Origin of the sequence: Oceanobacter mangrovi (assembly GCF_019740315.1) — a bacterium.
Classification (GTDB): Bacteria; Pseudomonadota; Gammaproteobacteria; order Pseudomonadales; family Oceanobacteraceae; genus Oceanobacter; species Oceanobacter mangrovi.
In genome coordinates, this window is record NZ_JAHXZR010000012.1 from 137,964 (window position 1) to 157,245 (window position 19,282).

Consider the following 19,282-nt stretch of genomic DNA (forward strand, 5'->3'; position numbering starts at 1 on the left):
GCCAGCGTCATCAGCGGCGGGTAGCCGTATGTTGCAATTAATTGAACAGCTGCAGCTGGCCGGTTATCAGGTCACCTTTGGATCACCAGCCGACTGGAGCCCGCACGCGGTTGAACTGGCCAGGATCGATGTTGAAGCGGTCCGCATACAGCTCAACGACAGCCGTTTTGACGATTACCTGCAGCAACTACAACCAGCGCTGGTGATGTTCGACCGCTTTATGATGGAAGAACAATTCGGCTGGCGGGTTGAAGCCGTGTGCCCGCAGGCACTGCGGATTCTGGATATGGAAGACGTCCACTCGTTGCGTCATGCGCGCCAGCAGGCGTTAAAAGCCGCTACGGAATTGCAGCTGCAGCACATTCACTCGGAACTGGCGCTGCGTGAAATCGCCGCCGTACTGCGCTGCGATCTGACGCTGGTGATCTCGGAATTTGAAATGCAGTGGCTGCAACAGCAGTTCCAGATACCGGCGGCACAGCTCTGTTACAGCCCTTTTATGCTGGCAGCTGCTGCTCTGCCAGCGTCTGGCAAGACCTTCGAACAGCGCCAGCATTTTGTCTGCATCGGCAACTTCCGTCATGAGCCCAACTGGGATGCGGTACGCTGGCTGCGCGAAGCCATCTGGCCCCAGATTCGCCAGCAATTGCCGCAGGCCGAACTGCATATCTACGGCGCTTATCCACCGAAAAAAGCCACCCAGCTGCATAACGAAAAACTCGGATTTCTGGTCAAGGGCTGGGCTGATGACGCCCTGCAAGTGGTCGCAGACGCCCGGGTGATGCTGGCGCCGTTACGTTTTGGTGCCGGTCTGAAAGGCAAGCTGATTGATGCTGCGCTGACTGCCACACCAGTGGTGACGACACCGATTGGTGCCGAAGGCATGTACGACGAGTCGACCGCCGCCGCGGCACTGGTTGCACAACAGCCTGACGAACTGGCCGCTGCGGCGGTAACCCTCTATCAACAAGCCGGGCCCTGGCAGCAGGCGTCAGCTGCCGCCGCACAGCTGATCGAACGGCGTTTTAACGTGCAGCAGCATGGCGACTATTTGCGTCAGCGGCTGCAACAGCTGCAAGACAACCTTGAACAGCATCGGCTGAGTGGCTTTTACGGCGCCATGCTGCGCCACCACAGCATGAAAAGCACCCGCTATATGGCGCAGTGGATTGAAGCCAAGAACCGGCTCGCCGAGTTACAGCAGAGCCAGTTGGCGTCGTCCGGCTCAGGCGCGGTGCAAGGGCCAGCCGATCAGTAACACTGCCAGCGTCACGGCGCCGATAAACAGGTTCATTGGCAGGCCAACGCGCAGAAAATCACTGAAACGATAGCCGCCAGGGCCATACACCATCAGATTGGTCTGATAGCCAAGCGGGGTAGCGAAGCTGGCTGAGGCGGCCATCATGATGGCAAAAATAAACGGCTCATTATTGAGTTGGGCTTGTTCGGTGATCTGCAGCACGATTGGCAGCATCAGTACCGCCGCCGCGTTGTTGGTAACGGTTTCAGTTAGCAGCGAAACCGTCACGTAAGTCAGTAACAGCATCAGCCAGGCCTGGCCCATGCTGAGATCAACGATGGATTCGGCGACCAGGGTTGCCACGCCGGTTTTTTGCAAGGCTGCGCCCAGTGCAAATGAGGCCGCGATGGTAATCAGCACGGTCAGATCGATGCTCTTTTCGGCCTGGCTGGCAGAACAGCAACCGCTCAGAATCATTGCTGCAGCACCAACCAGGGCAGCGTTCAGCATGCTGGTGAGGCCAAGGGCCGCTGAGCCAACCGCCAGCAACAGAATTCCCCAGGACAGTAATGCCCGTTCATGACGTGGTGGTTCTTCATCCAGCTCATTGATCAGCAGAAAATCCTTGTTGTACCGCTGGCGGCTGACAAATGCCGGTCGCGCTTCCAGCAGCAGGGTATCGCCAGCCTGCAAGCGGATGGTGCCAAGGTGCCCCTTGACCCGCTCACCACCTCGGGCAACCGCCAGCACAACAGCGCCGTAGCGGTCTCGGAAACGTGCTTCCCGAATGGCCAGACCCACTGCACTGCAGTGCGGTGACAGCACGGCTTCAACCAGACGCCTGCCAGCCCGGTCACGTTCCAGCGTATGACTTTCATCCGGTGATGGCAGGATGCCACGAGTACGCAGCAAGTCCGGGATAGCACGGGTATCACCCGCAAAGATCAGGCGGTCATTGGCTTGCAGGATTTCATCGGAAGATACCGCTCCAAGCAGGCTTTGCTGGCGTTCAATTTCCACCAGATAAATACGCTCAAGGTTTCTCAGCCCGGCTGCTGCAATGGTTTTACCGACCAGTGGCCCGGCAGGATCGACCATCACTTCGAGGGTAAATTCACGCAGATTGGCGAATGGTTCCTGACTGTCGCGTTGTGGTAACCAGCGGGGGAAAAACAGCCAGATAAATATCAGTCCGGCGATGGCAACCGGCAATCCCACGGCAGTAATGGCAAACAGCGAGAAACCGGCTTCTCCGGTCAGATTCTGATATTGGCCATTCACCACCAGGTTGGTACTGGTGCCGACCAACGTCAGGGTTCCTCCCAGAATGGCTGCGTAACTGAGTGGAATCATCAGCTTTGAAGCCGGGATACGGATCTTGCGGGACCAGGCGTTAATCGCCGGAATCAGGGTTGCCACCACCGGCGTATTGTTGAGGAAGCCGCTAAAAACTACCACCGGCAGAAAAATACGGCTGATTGCGGCTCGTACTGATTTGGGCTGCCCGAGGATGCGATGAACCAACAGGTCAACACCGCCGGAGTGATGAACACCTGCGGCAACGACAAACATGGCGGCAACGGTTAGCATGCCGCTGTTACTGAATCCCGCCAGCGCTTCCTTGCTGGTCAGAATACCGGTGGCACTCAGGATGGTCAGGCTTGCCATCATGATCAGATGTGGGCCAAGGCGGGATAGCGCCAATAGCAGCAAGGAAGTCAGGGTCAGGAAGACGGTCAGCCAGCTTTGCCAATCCATTTGGCAGCTCCTCTAGATTTGGGTGGAGCATATTAGGAGGCTTTCTTTAATTTCGTAAAAGAATAAAAAATAATTTAAATAGATCTTATTTGAATATTTAACGCAGTCACTTTGGCCAGCGCTGCCAGACATGGGTCGACAGGCCATGCAGCAGAATACTCAGCAGTACCGTCAGTACCGTGGTTCCGAAGACGGTGTCGTAGGCTGGAATCCGGTCGGCGTGGCCCATTGCCTGAATCGCCATTAACAGATACAAAATACTGGCGATGCCGCGCGGGCCGAACCAGGCGAGGAATATCTTTGAGCCAAACGGCAGGCCGCTGCCAAGCAGGCTGATCAGCACTGGCAGCATGCGAATCAGGGTCAGGCTTAACAGGGCGTAACCCAGTTGTGGCCAGCTGAATAGTGGCCAGGCTTCATGGACGAACACCAGTCCAAACAGAAAAAACACCAGCAGGCTCAGCAGTGCTCCTTCGGCTTCGCCGAATTCCCGTAACCGTTGAATTACGATTTTGCGTTGTGCTTCGAGAAACAGTCCGGCCATGAAGGCGGCAATAAAGCCGTTGCCACCAATCATCTCTGCAGCGGAGTAGGCCAGCATCGCCAGCGACCAGGACGACAAACGCTGGTACAGGGGTTCGGTTTGTTTGTGGTCGGTGGCCCACTGCACCAGTTCGCCGCCCCAGCGACCGCAGCCAATTCCCACCAGAGTGCCAAAGGCAAACTGCTGCAGCATAAACAGCGGCCATTGTTTGTGGTCGAGCCAGGCGTAGTCGCCAGCGCTCATCAGTGCCAGCACAAACAGCAAGACCGGCAGTGCCAGGCCATCGTTAAGACCACTTTCGACGGTAATCGAATGCCGCAGCTTGAGGTTAATGCGCTGGTCCGAGAAGATCGACTGCGCCAGCGCGGCGTCGGTCGGTGCCAGCATAATCGCCAGCCAGGCGGCGGCCAGCCACGACAGCCCCAGCAATGGCACGGCAAGCAGCCAGCCCAGCAGCATGGTCAGCGGCAGGCCTATGGCGAGCAGGCGAATCGGTAGAATGCCGAAGCGTAACAGCTGGTGGCGGTTTACCTGACTGGCATCGGTGAACAGAATCAGTGCCAGCGTCAGCTCCGCCAGCAGTTTGAGGCCTTCAGCCTGAATATTGGCATCAACCAGATTCAGTCCCAGTGGACTTACCAGAATACCGGCCAATGTCATCAGCATCGGCGCGCTGACGCCGGCGGCATCAATACGCCGGGCCAGCAGGCCATAAAACAGCAGCGCCAGTGAAAGGGCAAAAATCAGGCTGGAATCCGGCATGGTGGGGCGGCGTCCTTAGTCAGTAAGCGGATCAGTCTTCCCAGATGACCCGTAGCGGTTCGCCAAAATCGTCGTAGATAATTTTCTTGCGTGGGCGTCGGCGTTTGCTGGTGGCCGGGTCGGGAGCTGTCCGTTTGGGTTTGCGCTGTTCCTGCCGACGCTGATCAATCGCCTGTAACACCTCGTTGACCGGGGTGCGTTCTTCCTTGGGTTTTTCAAACGCCAGACTGCGTTCATCGTAACGTCCGTCCTGCAGGCCGGATGCGCCACGGGCAACCTGCTTGACCTCACCGCCATGCTGCAGATATTGCGACACCTCGTTATTCAGCTGCTGGCGGATTTCTGCTTTGGTGGGACGTTTCATATTCCTGGCGACCAGAAAGTCGAAATAAAGCAGTCAGCTTGCCAGAGCCGCGAGAGTGGTTCAATAACGGCGCTCAAGAGTGGGGTGTTTATTCAGAAAAAGCACTGGTTGGCAGCGATTTAAATAAAAACTTCCGCCAGATTAATACTGCAACGCCGGCCCACCGATGAGCCATGTTGCTGCAGCCAGAGTTCGGCCTGCTGACGGCCGGTATCGCGCAACAGGTGCAGCAGTTTCTGGTCAGGAATCATCCGGGTGGCAGAGGGTAGGTTATCGAGCGCGCCGTCCGGATCGATCATATGAAAACGCAGCCGCTGAATGCGCTTTTCCAGCTTGCTGTAGGGCCGCCAGAAGCTGCGGCTCATTTGCCGTTCTTGTGCCAGGACCCGCATTTCCCGCAGAAATCCGGCGTTGAAGGCAATATCCATGGCGCGGGTTTTGATCTCGGCAGCGGTGGTGGGGGTTTTTCCATGCACCATGGGCGCCAGCAAGATCATTAACACGTCGGCACACTGATGATGGTGATACAGCGGAAAGATTGCCGGATTGGCGGAAAAGCCGCCGTCCCAATAGGGCTCGCCATCGACTTCCACCGTGTGGTGCACGGTTGGCAAACAGGCTGACGCCAGCACCGCTTCGACCGACAACTCGTGATTGCGGAACAGCCGCAAGCGGCCTGTATTGGCGTGGGTTGCTGCAATAAACAGCTCAACCGGACAGGACTGCCGCAGCTGCTCAAAGTCGAAATATTTTTCGACCAGCTGGCGCAGTGGATTGATGTCGAGCGGGTTGAGCTGATAGGGCGAAAAGTGCTGGGTCAGGCTCATCATAAAGCCGACCGCAGGCGACATGCTGACGTCACCGTTGCTGGCGAACGAGGTCAGCCTGAAAGGCGCACTGGCAGCGACGGTTTCCCAGAAATCGGTTAACAACTGACGGGCATGCTCCGGGCCGCCGCTCATCAAGCCCTGCGCCACCGCCAGGGCATTCATCGAACCGGCACTGGTGCCGCTGATGGCCTTGATGCGCAAGCCGGGTTGTTGCAGCAGACGGTCCAGCACGCCCCAGGTGAACGCACCGTGGGCGCCTCCACCTTGCAGGGCCAGACTGATGTCGTTGTGACGTTTGGGCAGGGCCATAGATGCTCCTGTATTACGACAGAGGCCGTCCTGCCAACGGGTTGTCAGGCGCTGGTGTCTGTCAGTGGGTCTGCTTGCTGCTGTTTGGCAAAAAAAGTCCGCAACGAGTTTTGCCAGGTTTGCTGTAAGACCTGCTCTACGCTGATTTCCTTCACCTCAGCGATTCGCTCGGCAATAAATGGCAAATACTGCGGCGCGTTCTCAATACCACGATACGGAATTGGAGTGAGGTATGGCGAATCAGTTTCCAGCAACAGGCTTTCCAGTGGGGTTGCGGCGACAATTTCCCGCACATTGTCCGCCTTGTTAAAGGTAACAATGCCGTTAATACCCAAAGTGAAACCCAGTTCAACGCCAAGCTTCGCCAGCTCCATTCCGGAAGTGAAGCTGTGGATCACGCCCTTGTGGTTCATCCTTGGCGCGTATTCGCGGAGGATGGCGGCGGTATCTTCATCGGCCTCACGGGTGTGAATCACCACGGGCAGGTCGAATTCAATCGCCAGTTCCAGCTGACGGCGGAATACCTGCTTTTGCACCTCGCGGTCACAGTGGTCGTAATAATAATCGAGGCCGATTTCACCGACTGCAACCACCTTGCCCTGGTTGGTTTGCAAGCTGGCGTGCTCACGCATATAGGCTTCGGTGGCGTCGTCGAAACTGGCGGCTTCGTGGGGGTGTACACCGAGGGTGCAATAAACGTCATCGAACTGCTGACTGAAGCCCAGGGCAGTGGGCATGTTGGCCGGTTCGACACTGATGGTGATAAAACGCTCGACGCCAATCGCCCGGCCTGCGGCCAGTACGCCAGCAGAATCCCCTTCCTTGAGGTAATCGAGGTGGAAGTGGGTTTCCAGAATCGGCAAACCATAGTGAGGGATGTCGCGGCGTTTCTTCTTGCTCATGAAAGTATCCGGCTGGTGAATCTGTTTTTTGCAGTTGCTGTGTTACATCTGCAGCGCAGATTTTCGGCTGCTTTTTCACAAGCACCGTAAAACCACTGCAAAATTGTACCGGCATTATAAAAATCCCGGTGCCCCTGTGGCCAGCCCAATACTTGTATTCAACTCTGTGTTACAAAGGCGCCCGAAAATCCGGTTGCGTCAACCCGGGGGATGCGGAACCAGACAGCTTGTCTGGCATCGCATAACGGATTGGCCCACACTGGAGCCCACCACAAAAGGAAGCGGTAGATTATGAGCATGATTCATTTCGTCGGCGGTGAAAAAGGCGGCGTTGGTAAATCGGTAATGGCACGACTGCTGTCGCAATACTGTCTCGACAAGGGCATGCAGTACACAGGTCTGGACGCTGACCAGTCGCACTCGACGACGACCCGCTACTACAAGGATTTCACCCAGGCGCTGCAGCTTGATCGCTTTGAAAGTTCCGATGCGATTATGGAACTGGCGCTGGAGCAGGATCAGCAAGTGGTGGTGGATTTACCGGCCCAGAGCCAGAAGTTCCTTGATCGCTGGATCGACGACAACGGCGTACTGGACATGTGTGAGGAAATGAACGTACCACTGGTGTATTGGTATCTGGTCGATGACAGCCCGGATTCCCAGCTGTTGCTGGAGCGCTTCTTCGCCAAATACAAATATTTCCTCAACTGCGTGGTGGTCAAAAACGAAGGTCGTGGCTCGGTGTTCAGTGACATTGAAGCGCTGACCACGGCTAACCAGCAAGATGAGCTGACCCGTATTCAGTCGATTACGCTGCCAGCCCTGCATGCTTCCACCATGTTCAAGATCAACAAGAACGAGCTGTCGTTCTGGGCAGCCACCAACAGCAGTGAAGGTGGCCTGAGCCTGATGGAACGCCAGCGTACCAAGGTCTGGATGCGCAAGGCCTACGCCGAGTTCGACAAGGTGTTCGGCAGTGTCACCAGTTCCAACAGCGACGCCCTGATGGACTGATACGTCTTGCCAGGTCATTGGGGGATGGGATGGAGGGAGCTGTCTGGTCGACAGCCTGCAACAGAGCCGTCAGAATGACGGCTCTGTTGTTTCCGGCCGCCGAGTTTTCATGAGTTCTGTTTATCCCGTTCCCGCCGTCAGCGAACCCCATTTGCACCAGTTTGAAATCAAACGCAGCCAGTTCATCAGTTTTGTTGGCCGTGCGGGTAATCGTGATGAGGCCGAAGCCTTTATTCGTTCGGTACGGGAAATCCACCCGCAGGCCCGCCATGTGTGCTGGGCCTACATCGCCGGAGCACCCAATACCACCGTAATGTCGATGAGCGATGATGGCGAACCCAGCGGCACAGCCGGGCGGCCGATGTTAAAAGTGCTGGAGCACAGTGGTCTTGGCGAAGTGGTGGTGGCGGTGGTGCGCTATTTTGGTGGCATCAAGCTGGGTACAGGTGGTTTGCAACGAGCCTATTCTGATGCCGTCTCGCTGGCGCTGGAAGATCTGCCGACTGAAGAACGGGTGCCACAGACCTGTCTGACGCTGTCTTACGATTATCCCCACGAATCCGTGGTGCGGCACTTGCTGGAGCAATACCCAACCCAGCAGCAAAGCTGTGAGTTTGGTAGCCAGGTGGTGTTGACCGTGCTGGTGGCCGCTTCCGAGCAGGTCGAATTCGAACGCGAGTTAGTCAACAAGAGTGCTGGTGGTGTGGTTATCTCATATCCTGATCAGGACTCTGCAAACTAGCGCACTGCTGAGCTGCAAAAACGCCCCAAATCATCCATGATGAAATGATCCTGTGGTAACGGAGTTGGCCTTGCATGGATCTTTCGCTGTTTGTTAATGGCACCTCGGAAACGGCTTTCCAGCTGCTGATTGCGCTCTTGCTGGGGGCCATGGTCGGCGTGCAGCGCGGCTGGGTTTCCCGTGAACAGGAAGCCGGTGCCCGCGTTGCCGGTATTCGTACCTATTCCCTCACGGCGCTGACTGGTGGCATTGCAGCATTGTTGTCGCAACAGCTGACCTTCTGGTTTATGCCCGCCATGCTGCTGGTAGTGGCAGCGTTAGCCCTGACCGGTTATCGGCTGCAGGCGGAAGCGACTCGTAATTACAGTATTACCGGCATTGTTGGTTTGCTGCTGACCTTCTGTTTTGGTGCCATGGCGGTCAGCGGTGAAGCCGTGATTGCAGCCATGGCGGCGGTGATCACCACCATGATTCTGGACAACAAGGTCGGCATTCACGGTGCGCTGCGCAAGCTGCAACAGAACGAGCTGGATGCGGCGCTGAAGTTATTGCTGATTTCGGTGGTGATGCTGCCGCTGTTGCCGCAAACCGGTATGGGGCCGGGAGGGGTGATTAATTTGTACGCCATCTGGTGGATGGTGGTGCTGATCGCCTCGATTTCCTTTATCGGCTATTTTTCGGTGCGTATTGCCGGTGCTCGCAAGGGCTTGCTGTTCACCAGCCTGTTTGCCGGACTCAGTTCTTCAACGGCGCTGACGCTGCACTTTTCCCGCCTGGCGCGTTCTTCACCGGCTGATTCAGCACTGCTGTCCGCTGGTATTCTGCTGGCTTGCGGCACCATGTTTCCGCGCATTCTGCTGTATTGCCTGTTGATCAATCATGAGCTGGTGAGTGTGCTGTTGGTGCCTGTGGTGCTGATGACCCTGATGCTGTATCTGCCTGCGATTGTGATCAGCCTGAAACAGGGCAAAACCGAGGTAACGCATCCCGAGCTGGCCAAGAACCCGCTGGAGCTACAGTCGGCGTTGATTCTCGGCGGTATGTTGGTGGTGATTCTGGTGCTGGCGGAATGGTTGCGGCAGGAACTGGGGGATACCGGTGTGTATTTGCTGGCAGCGGTGTCCGGCATCACGGATGTTGATGCCATCAGCTTGTCACTGTCCCGTATGTCGGTGGCTGAAACCCTCAGCCTGCCAGCTGCAGCGACCGGGATTCTGATTGCAGTGACGGTTAATAACGTCTTCAAGTCGATACTGGCGCTGGTGATTGGCCGCATGGCGCTGGGGATTCGTGTCGCCGGTGCCATGGCCGGTTCGTTGCTGGTGGGGTTTGCCAGCTTGTGGCTGGTGATGTAGAAAAACGCTGGTGTTATGCGGGTGCTGGTTGCAGCACCCATGGCATAACCCACTCGGCCAGCTATCAGGTGTTCAGCTGTTGCAGTTGTGAATCCAGTTTATCCAGCTCGGCGGCGACTTTGTCACTCGACAGGCTGGCTTCCTGCGCCAGTTGTGCCAGCGTCTGGGTGGCGTCACCAATCACGGTCAGGTTACGGGTAATTTCATTACTGGTGGCACTTTGCTCTTCTGCCGCGGTTGCCACCTGATTGATGTGATCGGCAATATCACCAATCGCGGTCACAACGGTATGCAGCGCCTCGTTGGCATTACGGGTGGACTCCATGGCGCCGCCAGCGCGCACGCTGCCTTGCTCGATAATTTCTACCGTGGTTCGTACTTCCTCTTGCAGGCTGCTGATCAGTGAGTCGATTTCTTCGGTGGAGGCGCGGGTCTTCGACGCCAGCGTACGCACTTCATCGGCCACGACGGCAAAACCGCGGCCTTGTTCACCAGCGCGGGCGGCTTCAATGGCGGCATTGAGAGCCAGCAGGTTGGTCTGTTCGGCGACGGCCCGAATCACTTCCAGAATCTTGTTGATGTCATCGGAGCGGCTTTCGACGCGGGAAATGGACTCGCTGGCCGTGTGCATGCTGCTGGTCAGCTGCTCAACGCTGGTGGAAGCGCTGGACAGAATCCGCTGGGAGTCATTGATGGTGGTATGAATATCGCGGGCGCGGCCAGCCGCGTCAGCGGCAATGCGGGAAACTTCGTGGGCGGTGGCCGACATTTCCTGGGTGGCAGTGACCACGTTGTGCATTTCTTCCTGCTGCTGATCCGTGTTAGCGCGGGTTTGCTGGCTGATATGACGGTTCTCGGTCGACATTTCCCGTACGTTGCTGCTGACACCCTTGAGGGTGTTGATCATGTCACGCAGCTTTTCTAGGAAGCGGTTGAAGCCGCCACTCAGTTCGATCAGCTCGGCGTGGGTGTCGAGGTTGATGGTCTGGGTCAGGTCGCCATGGCTGCCGGACAGCTGTTCGACCTGGCCGTTGAGACGGGACAGTGGCTGGGAGATCGAACGAACCAGCAACATCATCAGGCCCAGCGCAATAATAATCAGCACAATGGCTATCATCAGTTGCTCGCCGATAACGTCTTTCCTGGTGCTATCAATCAGCTGTTGTTGGCGGTAGAGATCGGCAAGGGCGATTTCCTGCGGCAATTCAATCAGCAAGGACCACTGGTTATCGGCGGCCTTGATTGGCAGGGTACGGGAAACAAACATACGGCCGTCGGTTTCCAGTACGCCGTTGCCGTCATTCAGCTTGATTAACTGATCTCCCAGTTCGGGCATGGCTTCGGTTAATGGCCGGCCAATTTTTGCCTTGTAATGGCTCGACGCCACGATCAGGCCAAGGCGGGTGATCAGGGTTACCCTGGCATTGCCGTCATAAAGGTCAGCACTGAGTTTGTCGGTCAGCTTCTGGAAGGTCGGCAGGTTGATATCAACGCCAACGATGCCGCGGAAGGTGTTGTCGATCACCACGGGCACGGTCAGGCTGGTCATCATTTCACTGTTGCCCGGTGAAATTTCATAGCTGTAGGGTTCCATAATGCAAGGCTTGAGGGTATCGCGGCCGCACAAGTACCACTCGGCTTCGCGTTGGCCAAATTCGTTGTAGGCTGCGGCGTATTTTTCCTGCGGGTCATCGACTTTGATTTGCTCGATGCTGCCGTCGGCATTGCGTACCCAGTAGATTTCCAGGCTACCGGTTTTACCAAAGGTATGGATGCTGTCTTCGCCAACATAGAGGTTGTCGAGCGCATCAAAGCCATTCGGCTCGAATTGGGAATAAATAGAACTGACATCCGGGTTGGCTGCCAGCATATTACCGTCCAGTTCGCTCAACATCTCCCTCGAAATCGGATACTCACTGTGGCTGATGATGTTTTCGCGAATCATCCGCGCCAGTGTGAGTGGCACCCGGTAGGCGGCGTTGATATACCCGGTCATCTGTTCGCCATAGGCCTGGGCGCTGATTTGCAATCGGTTCACGGCCGCTTCATGAATAAAGCTTTCTGACTGCTGGCTGACTTCCGTGCTGAGTTTGTTGATTCCCTGGTAGGTGCTCCATGTGAACAGGGCCGACATGACGATGACCATCAGGACGGTGAATGAGAACAGCTTGAATCTCAGTGGCAGGGATTGCATTAAAAGGCTCCGACAGATACGACAAATTTTTACAAAGTGTAGGAAATATTCAGGGTTCTGCCGGGAAACTTTGGGGGTGGTCAAAGGAAGGAGGACAATCCGGTCTTTCTGTAAGACAACCGTCAGGTTTAATCGTGGTGATTATCGGTTTTCAATATGTGTAAAACCACAATGTACCTGGATGGAGAATTGAACCGGATTAAATAACGATATGAAGTGTAGACACGGCTGTCTTCCACGGTGGTTGTTTAAATTCTCCATAGCCAGGACGTTGAATGAATTCCGATGGAGTACCATTCTTCTGATGATTGAATTTCTATATTAATAAACAGTGTGTTGCTGGTATCTAATTAATATTCGCATTTATGGTGCTATCTGATAGCATTGTTACTAGCAGCATTGATTTTTGTCGGTTTTTCATACAAATAATTATTTTAAATTTGTAACTTCTATCACAAAAATTACCTAAACTTTTTTCAAGGATTGTTTACGTCGACATGCTTTGATTAACATTCCTGGTTGGTTATGGGGTGTTCTAACCATATCTGCCAAGATGAATAACGTGATTAGTTTTAATAGGCTTTTGGTGTTGAATTGCAGATTTTATTAGGCAATTTACCTGTAAAGGTCTGTCGCTCGTAATTGGATATGCCTTGGCTGTTTTCAGTATTGATAATTTTGAGGCTATTCAAATGGATCGTGAAATTCAGGCGTCCTTTTTGCTATTGATTCGTAAGGCAATACAGGAACACAGGAATTTATTGATTCGCTTCAGATCCGGTAAGCAGATGGTAATTCTGGGCAAAGAGCAGTTATTTCTGCAATCCGGTTGCTCGCTGGAGGAACTGGTTGCTGCCACTCCCGCTTCAACTCTGGTGAGAAAACTGTCCGACAGCAGTGAGGCTGTAACGCTAACCCGCCAAAAAGGGCGTGAGCTCAGTGAATTACAGTGGATGCTGGCGTATGAAATATCTGCTGGTCGTATGCTGTTTGATGCCCGGGATACCGATATATTCACGCTCAATCGCTGGCCCAACTTTACTCGCTTACCGCATTCCGACAATTGCTTGCGTATGGCAGCCCTGCTCGGGCGACGAGCCACTTCGGTTGCTCTGGTTGCCAAAATGCTCAAGGTGCCATTGAGTCAGGTACGGCAGTTTTATGTCGCCGCACGGGAAGCTGGCTATACCGAAGCGCTCCGCAGCGCCGAAGTCATCGACTTGCAGCCTGCGATTCAACAGCGATCGCTGATCAGCTCATTGTTAATGAAGCTGAAGAGAGCCTGATTTCATGCATCACAAAATTATTTTTACCGGCCCTGTTGGAGCGGGTAAGAGCACGGCGATTGCTGCGATCAGTGACAAGCCAGTGGTGACGACCGAAGCCCGTGCCAGTGACGAAGTGAGTCTGCGGAAGCAAACAACGACTGTTGCAATGGACTATGGCGTATTGCAGCTGGCTGATGGCCAGAGTGTGCACCTCTATGGCACGCCGGGACAACAGCGCTTTGATTACATGTGGGAAATTCTCAGCCGCGGTGGTCTGGCGCTGGTGATTCTGCTCGACAACAGTCGTGAGGACCCTGTCGCGGACATGGTGTTTTATCTCGACAAGTTTCGTGCCCTGTTGCAGCGGCGGCCGGTTTGTATCGGCGTTACCCGAATGGATCTGGCTCGCTCTCCCCGTTTACACAGTTATCAGCAGAAGCTGGCAGAAATGGGCATCAAGGCACCGGTTTTTGAAGTGGACGCCAGAAAACCGAATGATGTCAAAACCCTGGTTCGCAGTATCTTGCATATTCTTGCGATCGGCTCCTGATGGACAAAGTGTTGTCGCTGGCAGGTTTTGGTGTCGGCATCGGTGAACGTACGATTCTGGGTTCCATTGATATGGACATAGGTGCCAGGGGAGTGACCTGCCTGTTTGGCCCCAGCGGCTCTGGTAAATCAACCCTGTTGCGCACTCTCGCTGGCCTCAACGACGGCAACCCCAATTTGCGTACATGGGGCTCTGCGCTCTATTTGGGGCGGCCATTGGGAAGTGCGGAGCGCCCCGGTATGGTGGTGCAGAGTGCGCGCTTGTTGGCTGCCAATGTTTTGCAAAATGTCCTTTATGAAGTACCAGAACGTCACAGCCTGGGGCTGGCCCAGCAACGAGATCTGGCAACTCGGCTGCTACAGGAATGGCAACTGCCCGAACTGGTCGACAAACTCAATGAAGCCGTCATCAATCTTGATCTGGCTACCAGCCGGTGCCTGGCGATTTTGCGTATTTGCGCGGCTTCTTCGCCCCTGATTTGCCTTGATGAACCCACAGCCAGGCTGAATCAGCAGGATGCCCGCAAGGTGCTGGACGTGATTCGTTTGCAGGCTGAAAAACGGAGTGTGTTACTGACGTTGCACAATCAGGAGCATGCCGAATATCTCGATGGTCAGTCGGTGTTGATGGCTGGCGGTTTTGTTCGTGAAACCGCTGCTTCACGGGCCTTGTTCAAGGCTCCGCAAACCGAGCTGGCAGCGACCTTCGCCAGAACCGGATCTTGCTGTGTGCCATCGCCGGATTCTCGTCCCGAAGAACTCGAGCCGGGCAGTCTCAAGCCGCTGCCGTTACCCGCCGCAGCAGGTAACTACGTCAGCGACAGTTTTGGTCCGCGTGGCTTCCAGTGGATTATCAAAGGTGTATTGGCTGGAACCCCAAGACCCGGGGTCTTCCATGATGAAGAGTACGACATCAAATCACTCAAACAGGTTGAAATCAGCCATCTGATTACCCTGACGGAGCCGCCACCAAAAGAAGCTTCAGTCAATCAGCAGTTGCTGGCTCGTTACGGCATCGGTAACAGCTGCTTTCCGATTCCGGACATGCGCGCGCCAACCTGCCAACAAGCCGTGGCTATCTGTCAAACAGTGGATCAATTGCTGGCCGCTAATGAGCGGGTTGCGGTGCATTGCAAAGCGGGTATGGGCCGCACCGGAACCATTCTGTGTACCTACCTGATCTGGCAGGGACATGATGCCATCAGTGCTCTGGAGCAGGCTCGTAATATCGAACCCAGATGGGTGCAGTCAGAGGCTCAGGTGGCATTTCTGGAAGCTTTTGCGAGTGATCTCAAATCGTTACGGAAGGAATTGATGAATGAGCGATAACCGTTGGGATCTCGATCAGGATGGCGATGACGAATTTATCGATGACGGCTTTGTAGCAAACAGTCAGGTCGATAATAGCGACGGTTTTGAGCTGTCGTCGGACAGTAGCCAGGTCCTTTTTCAGGAACACTTTGATGGTGATGATCTGATGGTTGCTATCGATGTTGTGGATGTATCACCAGGACCTGAAAGCAGTATCAAACAAGTAGTCGAGCCTGTTGCCGTGATACCGGCAGCGGTTACGGCCTTATCACAATCGTGTAATAGCAAAGAGAGAAACCCAATGTCTGAGTTTGATGACGTGATTGCCAAGGCAGTCGCCAGTATTCCTGAGTGTTTGGCTGCCGGGGTAGTGGATCTGGGCAGTGGTATGTTGCTTGGCGTCAAAACCGTGGATTCTCATCCACAGGAAGTACTGGATCTGTTGTCTGCCGCAACTCATGACCTGTTTCAGGGGCCCAATGTGGTGACCATTGAAAATATCTTCAAGAAGGCTCGTGGTCTGGAACTGGATAACTTCCACTATTTCAAGGAAGTGATTGTTAACTCGGAAAACCTCATCCACGTTTTTATTCGGGGCAAACAGAACCCGGACTACGTCTCTACGTTTGTCTGCCGACTGTCCGCCAACCTGGGTATGGTGTTGACCAAGGCTCGTGCTCAGGTGCCATTGATAGAAGCAGCAATCTGATATGCCATTTTCGGGCGTCGATCTCCGATTCTTGCACTTCGGGGCATGCCGTCCTGGCTATAACAATCTTGCAGCTGGACTGGCTCCAGCTGTTTTCGGCTTTTAATTGAGGAATTGTCTGTGATGGCAACAGTAAATCAGTCGGCTATTCGGTCGCTGCTGCGTCGGCTCAAGACGACTACTCATGGCGATATTCTGGGCTCTGCCCTGGTATCTACAGATGGTTATCTGATGGCCTCGGATATTCGTGAATTTATTGATGATGACCGTTTCTCGTCGATGTGTGCCTCGTTGTTGGCTCTGGCTGACCACCTGCTGAATGAAGTGGATATTGGTGTGATGCAACAGGTCATGATCATGGGAAGTGACGGCTTTTCCGTACTGACCTACGCGGGTCCGGATGCGGTGTTGGCCTTGTCCGCCAGCCCCAAAGCCATGCAGGGACGAGTATTGATGGAGTCCAAACGCACTGCTGGTGAAATCGCGGCTTTGTTGGCCGGTTAACGGCGGTCAAATCAATGGGAGAGATTTAATTGTTAGCTGCAATACAGGAACAACTCGAACAGTTAGCGAATCGGTCAGACGACTTGCTGGTCTGCATGGTAGTTTCAACCGACGGCTTGGTCATTGCTCATCATGGTAATGTCAAGGACCCAGATTTGTTTGGTGCCTACTTTTTTGAGCTGAAAGTCGTATGTGAAAAAATCATCACCGAGCTTGATTGTGATGAAATCACCGAGATCTATATTCGATCGAAGACCGGAGCCGTCACGCTGTTACCCATCTTCGACAAGGGGTATCTGGCCTGTTTGTCCAGCGTCAAGATGAACGCTGGCAAGGTACAGATTCTGGCCTGGAAGCACGCTCAAAAAATCTACCAGTTGCTATAACTCCCAGTAGCTCTGAATGCTCTGGTATCGCACAGGGAAAGCTGACTATTCCTCTCGGCTGGTTGGCAAAGTGGACAATTTGAACGACAATTCCGGCTTGTTGATTTTAAATTGAAAGTTCAATGATCTCCCTCGATACCGCCATGATCTTTTTCCCGATTGCTATCCTGATGGCGATGGCTCCGGGTCCCGATAATATTTTTGTGTTAACCCAGTCTGCCGTGCACGGTCGTCGCACCGGTTTGCTGGTCTTGCTGGGTTTGTGTACGGGTCTGATGGGCCACACTGCGGCGGTGGCTATGGGGGTTGCGGCTATTTTCCAGACCTCTGAAATGGCTTTTACCGTACTGAAGCTGGTGGGGGCTGTGTATCTGGCCTGGCTGGCCTGGCAGGCGTTTCGCTCAAAGGCCGGTAGTCTGGATGCGGATACTGAGGGCAATAAAAGTGCTTGTTCGCTGTATCTGCGTGGCATCGTAATGAACCTGACCAATCCCAAGGTCGCGATCTTTTTCCTCGCCTTTCTGCCACAGTTTGTTGATCCGGCCCAAAGCTCAATTGCCGGTCAGATCATCATGCTGGGAGTGTTGGCGATTATTGCCACACTGCTGGTATTCACGGCAATTGCCTTCGGCGCCAGCATGATTGGCGAAAAGCTCAAGCGTTCAGCCGCAGCCCAGCTGTTGCTGAATCGGGTTGCCGGTACCGTATTCGGTGCGCTGGCGCTTAAACTGGCTCTGGCTGACCGTTAAGTCGGTCTCGCCAGTCCTGTCTGATGCGGGCCAGCCGCCCGCATCAGACCCGCATTCTGGTGGTGTCAGCCCCATACCTTACGCGCGACTCGCTGTACCAGCGCAATCTTGTCCCACTGCTGTTGTTCCGTTAGCTCGTTGCCTTCCTCTGTCGAAGCAAAACCACACTGGGTGCTGAGATAGAGATTTTCCAGTGGTACGTAGCGAGCTGCTTCCGCTATCCGGGCTTCAATATCGGCAGCAGATTCCAGCGCCGCTGTTTTCGACGATACCAGCCCAAGAACGACTTTCTTGCCTGGCGCCAGATGACGCAGCGGCTCAAAGTTGCCAGCCCGTTCAGTATCAAACTCCAGATAAAAGGCACTGACGTCTTCGTGTCCCAGCAGGACTTCTGCAACCGGTTCATAACCACCGGCGGCACTCCAGGTTGAACGATAGTTGCCCCGACAGACGTGGGTGGTCAGCTGCAAATCAGTGGGGGCAAGACTGATGGCAAGATTATTCACTGTCAGCAAGGTTTGCTGCAGGGGCAGGGTTGCGGTCAGATGATCGAAGGCGGCTACCGGGTTGCAACAGGCGCAGCCTGGTTCCGGGTTAGCGGCCTTTCGGGCAACTGCTGGGTCGGTCAGCATGCCCCAGGTACAATCGTCGAGTTGCAGATTACGGCAGCCAGCCCAATAGAGTTCGCGGATAAAGCTCTGATAAGCCTTGGCGATATCGGCAAGCAGGTCGTTCTGATCCGGGTAAATCGCGCGGGTTGATTCGATATTGCAGGGACGTTGTAACTCTTTCAGAAATTGCGCCGGAGCCGGAATAGTCAGCCGTGGCAAGCACTGGTCATCGGCCAGACTGGCGAGAAAACGGAAATGGTCAATGAACGGATGATTGTCACCGCTGATTCGGCCGTTTAAACGGGCGCTTTCAGCGCGGGTGTTCATTCCGGCAAACTGATAGCCCTTTTCAATCGCTACCTTCTCAACGCCCTGCAGCCCCCACATAAAATCCAGATGCCACCAGCTGCGGCGAAATTCGCCGTCCGTAATTACCCGTAGACCAGCGGCTCGCTGCTGCACGACCAGCTCTCGAATGGCACGATCTTCAACTTCGCCCAGTTGTTCGGCCGAAATTTCGCCACGTTCAAAACGACTGCGGGCCAGCTTGAGGTAGTGAGGGCGCAGGTAGCTTCCCACCACGTCCGCCCGAAACGGTGCGCTGATTGGCGTGTGATCAAGAGGGCTGGCGGTGCTGGTTTGGGTCATGGCTGGAATCCTGAGGCAGCTCTATGGAAAGGCGTCCAGCATAAAAACCTCAACCTGAAAAACCAGTGATGTTTTTTCAGAAAAAGTTGAGGCTAATTCATGATGGCTATTAGCCGGGCAGTTGCCAAATTGGACGTTCGGGTGCGAAACGACATTTTATGGATTAACGGGCAGGTATTAATCGGTATATCACAGACGTTTGACTGAGTGGTCAGCTCGGTTTTTGTGCAGGCCAGATACTTTACTGATCGTTTAGTGAGCAGGTTGTTGGCCGCTAATAACAAGATTGTTATTAAAGCCCTTGCTGGCAAGGGTGAGGAACAACCGGAGGTTCCGATGACAAGCGCCAGTGTCCGCATTGTTGGTCGAAAAATGCACCAGCCCGGTGCCCCTAAGCCATGGCATACAGATTGCGACAGCCATCGCGCATTTTCTCTGCTCGTCAGAGCCAGCCGATTTCGTGCCGGGGAGGAGGTACGGAATCGCCAGTGCTGGCCGCCAATTACTACAACTATTCAAGAAAGAGGAATCTG

The 19,282-nt window shown here is 54.6% G+C and carries 18 protein-coding genes; 11 read left to right on the forward strand and 7 right to left on the reverse strand.

The genetic code is table 11. From position 1 onward, the window contains the following. The first annotated feature begins 28 nt into the window (after positions 1-28). Entirely contained in the window at positions 29-1,258 is a 1,230-nt protein-coding gene (locus K6123_RS20500; RefSeq protein WP_221801160.1) for a glycosyltransferase, read from the forward strand. Here the strand turns inward: K6123_RS20500 and K6123_RS20505 are convergent. The 5 genes from K6123_RS20505 to K6123_RS20525 all read right to left on the reverse strand — a co-directional run bounded on the left by K6123_RS20505 (position 1,226) and on the right by K6123_RS20525 (position 6,709). Next, positions 1,226-2,998 carry an SLC13 family permease gene (locus K6123_RS20505; protein WP_221801161.1) on the reverse strand — a complete coding sequence of 591 codons (1,773 nt, stop codon included), beginning with the start codon at positions 2,996-2,998 and terminating at the stop codon, positions 1,226-1,228. The genes K6123_RS20500 and K6123_RS20505 overlap by 33 nt on opposite strands. 106 nt (positions 2,999-3,104) lie before the next feature. Then, on the reverse strand, positions 3,105-4,304 hold the full coding sequence (locus K6123_RS20510; RefSeq protein WP_221801162.1) for a cation:proton antiporter: 1,200 nt from the start codon (positions 4,302-4,304) through the stop codon (positions 3,105-3,107). Positions 4,305-4,335: 31 nt separating this feature from the next. Continuing rightward, positions 4,336-4,668: a hypothetical protein gene (locus tag K6123_RS20515; RefSeq protein ID WP_221801163.1), complete on the reverse strand. Its 333-nt coding sequence runs from the start codon at positions 4,666-4,668 to the stop codon at positions 4,336-4,338. A 119-nt stretch (positions 4,669-4,787) separates the two neighbouring features. After that, entirely contained in the window at positions 4,788-5,807 is a 1,020-nt protein-coding gene (locus K6123_RS20520) for a patatin-like phospholipase family protein (protein ID WP_221801164.1), read from the reverse strand. A gap of 44 nt (positions 5,808-5,851) precedes the next feature. Continuing rightward, positions 5,852-6,709, reverse strand: coding sequence for a TatD family hydrolase (locus K6123_RS20525; RefSeq protein WP_221801165.1), 858 nt, complete (start codon positions 6,707-6,709; stop codon positions 5,852-5,854). 291 nt (positions 6,710-7,000) lie between these two features. On the opposite strand from K6123_RS20525, the gene K6123_RS20530 reads away from it, so the two are divergent. The 3 genes from K6123_RS20530 (at position 7,001) to K6123_RS20540 (ending at position 9,820) form a co-directional block, all read left to right on the forward strand. After that, positions 7,001-7,723, forward strand: a complete 723-nt coding sequence (locus K6123_RS20530) for a P-loop NTPase family protein (RefSeq protein WP_221801166.1) — start codon at positions 7,001-7,003, stop codon at positions 7,721-7,723. A 109-nt stretch (positions 7,724-7,832) separates the two neighbouring features. Beyond that, a complete protein-coding gene (locus K6123_RS20535) occupies positions 7,833-8,465 on the forward strand; it encodes a YigZ family protein (RefSeq protein WP_221801168.1) in 633 nt (210 codons plus the stop codon). A gap of 74 nt (positions 8,466-8,539) precedes the next feature. Then, positions 8,540-9,820: an MgtC/SapB family protein gene (locus K6123_RS20540; protein WP_221801170.1), complete on the forward strand. Its 1,281-nt coding sequence runs from the start codon at positions 8,540-8,542 to the stop codon at positions 9,818-9,820. A 64-nt stretch (positions 9,821-9,884) separates the two neighbouring features. Here K6123_RS20540 and K6123_RS20545 read toward each other — a convergent pair whose 3' ends face one another. After that, the gene (locus tag K6123_RS20545; protein WP_221801171.1) at positions 9,885-12,014 is read right to left on the reverse strand and encodes a methyl-accepting chemotaxis protein; all 2,130 of its coding nucleotides are present in this window, start codon (positions 12,012-12,014) and stop codon (positions 9,885-9,887) included. A 761-nt stretch (positions 12,015-12,775) separates the two neighbouring features. On the opposite strand from K6123_RS20545, the gene K6123_RS20550 reads away from it, so the two are divergent. From K6123_RS20550 to K6123_RS20580, 7 genes are all read left to right on the forward strand, one after another. Then, positions 12,776-13,300, forward strand: a complete 525-nt coding sequence (locus K6123_RS20550) for a hypothetical protein (protein WP_221801172.1) — start codon at positions 12,776-12,778, stop codon at positions 13,298-13,300. A 4-nt stretch (positions 13,301-13,304) separates the two neighbouring features. Further along, positions 13,305-13,832 carry a GTP-binding protein gene (locus K6123_RS20555; RefSeq protein ID WP_221801173.1) on the forward strand — a complete coding sequence of 176 codons (528 nt, stop codon included), beginning with the start codon at positions 13,305-13,307 and terminating at the stop codon, positions 13,830-13,832. Continuing rightward, positions 13,832-15,160: a phosphatase domain-containing putative toxin gene (locus K6123_RS20560; RefSeq protein ID WP_221801174.1), complete on the forward strand. Its 1,329-nt coding sequence runs from the start codon at positions 13,832-13,834 to the stop codon at positions 15,158-15,160. The genes K6123_RS20555 and K6123_RS20560 overlap by 1 nt, the downstream gene beginning before the upstream one ends. Further along, the gene (locus K6123_RS20565) at positions 15,150-15,851 is read left to right on the forward strand and encodes a hypothetical protein (protein WP_221801175.1); all 702 of its coding nucleotides are present in this window, start codon (positions 15,150-15,152) and stop codon (positions 15,849-15,851) included. The genes K6123_RS20560 and K6123_RS20565 overlap by 11 nt, the downstream gene beginning before the upstream one ends. 123 nt (positions 15,852-15,974) lie before the next feature. Further along, a complete protein-coding gene (locus K6123_RS20570) occupies positions 15,975-16,355 on the forward strand; it encodes a roadblock/LC7 domain-containing protein (RefSeq protein ID WP_221801176.1) in 381 nt (126 codons plus the stop codon). Between the two features lie 29 nt (positions 16,356-16,384). Then, on the forward strand, positions 16,385-16,741 hold the full coding sequence (locus K6123_RS20575; protein ID WP_221801177.1) for a roadblock/LC7 domain-containing protein: 357 nt from the start codon (positions 16,385-16,387) through the stop codon (positions 16,739-16,741). 122 nt (positions 16,742-16,863) lie between these two features. Next, positions 16,864-17,490 (forward strand): LysE family translocator, encoded by a 627-nt coding sequence (locus tag K6123_RS20580; RefSeq protein WP_221801178.1) that lies wholly within the window; start codon positions 16,864-16,866, stop codon positions 17,488-17,490. 65 nt (positions 17,491-17,555) lie between these two features. On the opposite strand, the gene K6123_RS20585 is transcribed toward K6123_RS20580, so the two are convergent. Continuing rightward, positions 17,556-18,749, reverse strand: a complete 1,194-nt coding sequence (locus K6123_RS20585) for a 5-methyltetrahydropteroyltriglutamate--homocysteine S-methyltransferase (RefSeq protein ID WP_221801179.1) — start codon at positions 18,747-18,749, stop codon at positions 17,556-17,558. Between the last annotated feature and the right edge of the window lie 533 nt (positions 18,750-19,282).